The sequence below is a fragment of the Pantoea sp. RCC30.1 genome, from assembly GCF_058148845.1.
The window spans coordinates 1-5,086 of record NZ_JBXUHX010000067.1 but is presented as its reverse complement, the minus strand read 5'-3'; the positions used below and the strand labels follow the sequence as shown (position 1 = coordinate 5,086).

The window sequence follows — 5,086 nt, the reverse complement described above, 5'->3', positions numbered from 1 at the left end:
GCGCTGGGCATTGCGTTCCATGCTAAACCTAAGGTGAATGAACAGACTGCGGTCACCATTCGCCATGCCGATCTGATGGGGGTGTTCTGCATCCTCACCGGCAGCCTGATCCACGAAGAGCGTTAACTGAGGTATTGATTTGGCCAAAGCGGCAAAACGCGCATTTGTCTGTAACGAATGTGGCGCAGATTACCCACGCTGGCAGGGGCAATGCAGCGCCTGCCACGCCTGGAACACCATCACCGAGGTGCGCATTGCCGCCTCGCCCGCCGCTGCGCGTAACGAGCGCCTGAGTGGCTATGCCGGCAGCGCCGGAACCAGCCGGGTGCAGAAGCTCTCTGAAATCAGCCTGGAGGCGTTACCGCGCTTCTCGACCAGCTTCAAAGAGTTTGACCGTGTGCTGGGCGGTGGGGTGGTGCCGGGCAGCGCCATTCTGATTGGCGGCAGCCCTGGCGCGGGTAAATCCACACTGCTGCTGCAGGTGATGTGCCGGTTGTCAGAGGGCATGAAAACCCTTTACGTCACCGGTGAAGAATCACTGCAACAGGTCGCGATGCGTGCCCATCGTCTGGGATTACCCACCGAAAATGTGAATATGCTGTCGGAAACCAGCATTGAGCAGATCTGTCTGATTGCCGAACAGGAGCAGCCGCAACTGATGGTGATCGACTCGATCCAGGTCATGCATATGGCGGAGATCCAGTCATCGCCGGGTAGCGTCGCTCAGGTGCGTGAAACCGCGGCTTACCTGACCCGCTTCGCTAAAACACGCGGTGTGGCGATCATCATGGTCGGTCACGTCACCAAAGATGGCTCACTGGCCGGACCGAAAGTGCTGGAACACTGTATCGACTGCTCAGTCCTGCTGGATGGCGATGCCGACTCCCGCTTCCGCACCCTGCGCAGTCATAAAAACCGCTTCGGCGCGGTCAATGAGCTGGGTGTGTTTGCCATGACCGAACAGGGCATGCGTGAAGTCAGCAATCCGTCCGCTATCTTCCTGTCACGTGGCGAAGAGGTTACCTCGGGCAGTTCTGTCATGGTGCTATGGGAAGGAACCCGTCCGCTGCTGGTAGAGATTCAGGCGCTGGTCGATCACTCGATGATGGGCAATCCACGCCGCGTGGCGGTGGGTCTGGAGCAGAACCGCCTGGCGATTCTGCTGGCCGTTTTACACCGTCACGGCGGATTGCAGATGGCGGATCAGGATGTGTTCGTCAACGTGGTTGGCGGCGTTAAAGTGACCGAAACCAGTGCTGACCTGGCGCTGATGTTGTCGATGGTATCGAGCCTGCGGGATCGTCCTTTGCCGCAGGATCTGGTGATCTTCGGCGAAGTGGGACTTGCCGGTGAGATCCGTCCGGTGCCCAGCGGTCAGGAGCGCATCTCTGAAGCGGCGAAGCATGGCTTCAAACGTGCCATTGTACCGGCAGGGAATGCACCGAAAAAACCGATTGCCGGGATGCAGGTTTTCAGCGCGAAGAAGCTGGCCGATGCGCTGGCGATTCTGGACGATCTGTAATGCGCCTGCGGCCTGCCAGACTGCGTCGCGGACAGGCCGCTCCCACCTTAACCGCATTGATGCAGGAGGCACGACATGTCGTCGTTTGATTATCTGAAAACGGCTATTCGCCAGCAGGGCCATACGCTGCAACAGGTCGCTGATGCCAGCGGCATGACCAAAGGCTATCTGAGCCAGTTGCTCAATGCCAAAATCAAAAGCCCCAGCGCGCAAAAGCTGGAGGCACTGCACCGTTTTCTGGGGCTGGAGTTTCCGCGCCGCGACAAAACGGTGGGCGTGGTTTTTGGTAAGTTCTATCCGCTGCACACCGGCCATATCTATCTGATACAGCGCGCCTGTAGCCAGGTCGATGAGCTGCATATCATTATGGGCTACGATGAGCTGCGCGACCGCGAACTGTTTGAGAACAGCTCGATGTCACAGCAGCCTACGGTCAGCGATCGCTTGCGCTGGCTGCTGCAGACCTTTAAGTATCAGAAAAATATCCGCATTCACGCCTTCGATGAAGAGGGGATTGAACCCTATCCGCACGGCTGGGATGTCTGGAGTGAAGGCGTTAGCGCCTTCCTCAGCGAGCACGGCATTGCGCCGGACTGCATCTACACCAGCGAAGCGCCCGATGCGGAGATGTATCAGCAGCATCTTGGCATTCAGACCGTGCTGGTCGATCCTAACCGATCCTTTATGAGCATCAGTGGCGCGCAGATTCGTCAGGATCCGTTCCGCTTCTGGGATTATATTCCCACCGAAGTGAAACCGTTCTTTGTGCGCACCGTGGCGATCCTCGGCGGAGAATCGAGCGGTAAATCAACGCTGGTGAACAAGCTCGCCAACATCTTCAACACCACCAGTGCCTGGGAATATGGCCGCGACTATGTCTTCTCCCACCTGGGCGGTGACGAAATGGCGCTGCAATATTCTGATTACGACAAGATCGCGCTGGGTCAGGCGCAGTACATCGATTTCGCCGTCAAATATGCCAACAAAGTGGCGTTTATCGACACCGACTTTGTGACCACACAGGCGTTTTGTCTGAAGTATGAAGGGCGTGAACATCCCTTTGTGCAGGCCCTGATCGATGAATATCGTTTTGATCTGGTGATTCTGCTGGAGAACAACGTGCCCTGGGTCGCGGATGGATTGCGAAGCCTGGGCAGCTCAGTGGATCGACGGGAGTTTCAGTCGATGCTGGTGACAATGCTGCGTGAAAACAACATCGAATTTCTGCACGTACAGGAAGATGATTATGATGCGCGTTTCCTGCGCTGCATTGAACTGGTCAAAGCGATGCTGGGCGAGAAAAACGCCCAGCCGTAATGCAGACTGTGACCCGGTCAGCCGCACGGCAGCCGGGTCAGCGCATTAATAAACCATCACCACTTTGCCGCGCATGTGGCCTTCCAGCACGCGCTGATGGGCGGCGGTTAAGGTCTCAACGCTCAGGCCGTGCAGCGTCTCGCTCAATGTGGTTTGCAGCTTACCTTCATCCAGTAACGCCGATACCGCATCCAGAATCTCGCCCTGACGCGCCATATCCGGCGTGTTGAACATGCTGCGGGTGTACATCAGCTCGAAGTGCAGGGCAGCACTCTTCAGCTTCAACTGATCCATCGAAAGCGGATGTTCGTTTTCTACGATGGTGCAGATATGCCCTTGTGGAGCGATCAGCTTCGCCATCGTCTCCCAGTGACCGTCGGTATCATTCAGGCAGAAAATATAATCGACCTGCTTAATGCCCTGTTTCTCCAGCTCACCGATCATATCTTTGTAGTTGATCACCCGATCGGCTCCGCGTTCGCGGCACCACTGGGCTGAATCTTCACGCGAGGCGGTTGCGATGATCTTCACCTTGCTGCGTAGCTTCGCCAGAGGGATCGCCAGCGATCCGACACCGCCTGCGCCGCCCACGATCAGCAGGGTCTGATCCTCCGTTGCTGTCTCCAGGCGCAGTCGCTCAAACAGTCCTTCCCAGGCGGTCAGCGCCGTCAGCGGGATCGCGGCCGACTGCGCCCAGTCCAGGCTCTCTGGCTTGTGACCGGTGATGCGTGAGTCAACCAGCTGCTCGGTGCTGTTACTGCCAGGACGGGTCAGGTCGCCAGCATAAAAGACTTCATCGCCAGGCTTAAAGTTGCTGACTTTGCTGCCCACTTCCAGCACCACGCCGCTGGCATCCCAGCCCAGGATGCGTGGCTGCTGTAAGCCGTTCTTCTTTGCCCCTTTGTGCACCTTGGTATCGACCGGGTTGACCGACGCGGCTTTGACTTCGACCCGCAGGTCATACTCACCTGGCGTGGGGGTTTCAGGGAAAATTTCGGTGAAGTTTTCAGGATTTTCGGGATTAACTGCGATAGCGCGAATAGACATAAAGATTCTCCTTAGTAAGTTACTTAAGTGTAGAACCTGGTTTTAGCGGTGATAAGATGGACAATCTTTCATAGAGTGTTCGTCTGGGGTGAACAATGGCGTTTCGTCAGTGGCAGGATATGGCGCTGTTTGCGCTGGTGGCTGAGTGCGGTAGCTTTACCGGCGCGGCAGAACGCGCGGGTCTGCCCAAATCAAGCGTCAGTCAGCGCATAAGCCAGCTGGAGCAGCGGCTGGGGATTCGGTTACTGAACCGCACCACCCGCCAGCTCAACCTGACCTTCGCCGGTGAGCGCTATCTGCTGCATTGCCAGGAGATGATGCAGGCCAGTGAACGCGCCGATCAGGCGATCGCCAGCCTGCGGGAAAATCCCAGCGGGCGTCTGCGCATCACCAGCCCGGCAGGCATTGGCGCTACGCTGCTGGCGCGCTGTAACGCGGCGTTTTTACGTCTTTATCCCGATGTAACGCTGGATGTCTCTATCTCCGATGAGATGCGCGATCTGGTGCAGGAAGGCTTCGATGTGGCGCTGCGCACCGGTCAGCCGCAGGAGTCCTCGCTAATTGGCCGCCGGATAGGCAACTGCCCGCGACTGCTGGTGGCTTCACAGCACTATCTCAATCAGCATCCACCGCTGGAACATCCACAACAGCTGTCGGCCCACCGCTGTATTGCGCATCGCGCCTGGAATGAATGGGTGTTGCAGCGTGATGACGAGTTCTATCGCTGGCTATTGCCGCCAGGCCATCTCACGGACAATTTACTCTATGCGCGCGAATCTGCGCTGGGCGATGCGGGCATTACGCTGCTGCCGCACTTTCTGACCGATGGGGCGATGGCGGATCCCCGGCTGGTGCCGGTGCTGCCGGAATGGGAAATCGAGGGAAATGAGCTGTGGCTGGTCTATCCGGGCCGTAAACTGAACTCACCTGCGCTGGCGCGCTTTATTGAGTTTGCGCTGCAGTCTCCGGTATTCAGAGAGTTTTATCGCTGAGTGAACCATCAAAAAGGGCGACATCGCTGCCGCCCGTTTATTCGATTACTTCGTCATACGTTTGTACTTGATGCGCTTCGGCTCCAGCGCTTCGGCGCCGAGGGTACGCTTCTTGTACTCTTCATATTCGGTAAAGTTACCTTCGAAGAATTCGATGTTGCCCTCATCCTGATAATCCAGAATGTGCGTGGCGATACGGTCCAGGAAC

The 5,086-nt window shown here is 57.2% G+C and carries 5 protein-coding genes and 1 pseudogene; 4 read left to right on the top strand and 2 right to left on the bottom strand.

Annotated elements, in window-relative coordinates; genetic code table 11:
* From serB to nadR, 3 genes and pseudogenes are all read left to right on the top strand, one after another.
* Positions 1 to 126: pseudogene (gene serB, locus AC2LB6_RS24375) on the top strand (phosphoserine phosphatase); the annotation flags it as partial.
* A gap of 13 nt (positions 127 to 139) precedes the next feature.
* Complete coding sequence (gene radA / locus AC2LB6_RS24370) at positions 140 to 1,522, top strand: DNA repair protein RadA (protein WP_003854897.1); 1,383 nt, start codon at positions 140 to 142, stop codon at positions 1,520 to 1,522.
* A gap of 75 nt (positions 1,523 to 1,597) precedes the next feature.
* Positions 1,598 to 2,839: a multifunctional transcriptional regulator/nicotinamide-nucleotide adenylyltransferase/ribosylnicotinamide kinase NadR gene (gene nadR, locus AC2LB6_RS24365; protein ID WP_490095447.1), complete on the top strand. Its 1,242-nt coding sequence runs from the start codon at positions 1,598 to 1,600 to the stop codon at positions 2,837 to 2,839.
* Positions 2,840 to 2,884: 45 nt separating this feature from the next.
* Here nadR and AC2LB6_RS24360 read toward each other — a convergent pair whose 3' ends face one another.
* On the bottom strand, positions 2,885 to 3,886 hold the full coding sequence (locus tag AC2LB6_RS24360) for a zinc-binding alcohol dehydrogenase family protein (protein WP_490095446.1): 1,002 nt from the start codon (positions 3,884 to 3,886) through the stop codon (positions 2,885 to 2,887).
* Positions 3,887 to 3,981: 95 nt separating this feature from the next.
* On the opposite strand from AC2LB6_RS24360, the gene AC2LB6_RS24355 reads away from it, so the two are divergent.
* A complete protein-coding gene (locus tag AC2LB6_RS24355) occupies positions 3,982 to 4,878 on the top strand; it encodes a LysR family transcriptional regulator (protein WP_490095445.1) in 897 nt (298 codons plus the stop codon).
* Positions 4,879 to 4,923: 45 nt separating this feature from the next.
* Here AC2LB6_RS24355 and AC2LB6_RS24350 read toward each other — a convergent pair.
* On the bottom strand, positions 4,924 to 5,086 hold a 163-nt coding region (locus AC2LB6_RS24350; RefSeq protein WP_490095448.1), incomplete at its 5' end, for a hypothetical protein.

Excerpts from the sequence above, each read along its gene's own strand:
- nadR (WP_490095447.1), top strand. The coding sequence starts at position 1,598 with ATGTCGTCGTTTGATTATCTGAAAACGGCTATTCGCCAGCAGGGCCAT.
- AC2LB6_RS24360 (WP_490095446.1), bottom strand. The coding sequence starts at position 3,886 with ATGTCTATTCGCGCTATCGCAGTTAATCCCGAAAATCCTGAAAACTTC.
- AC2LB6_RS24355 (WP_490095445.1), top strand. The coding sequence starts at position 3,982 with ATGGCGTTTCGTCAGTGGCAGGATATGGCGCTGTTTGCGCTGGTGGCT.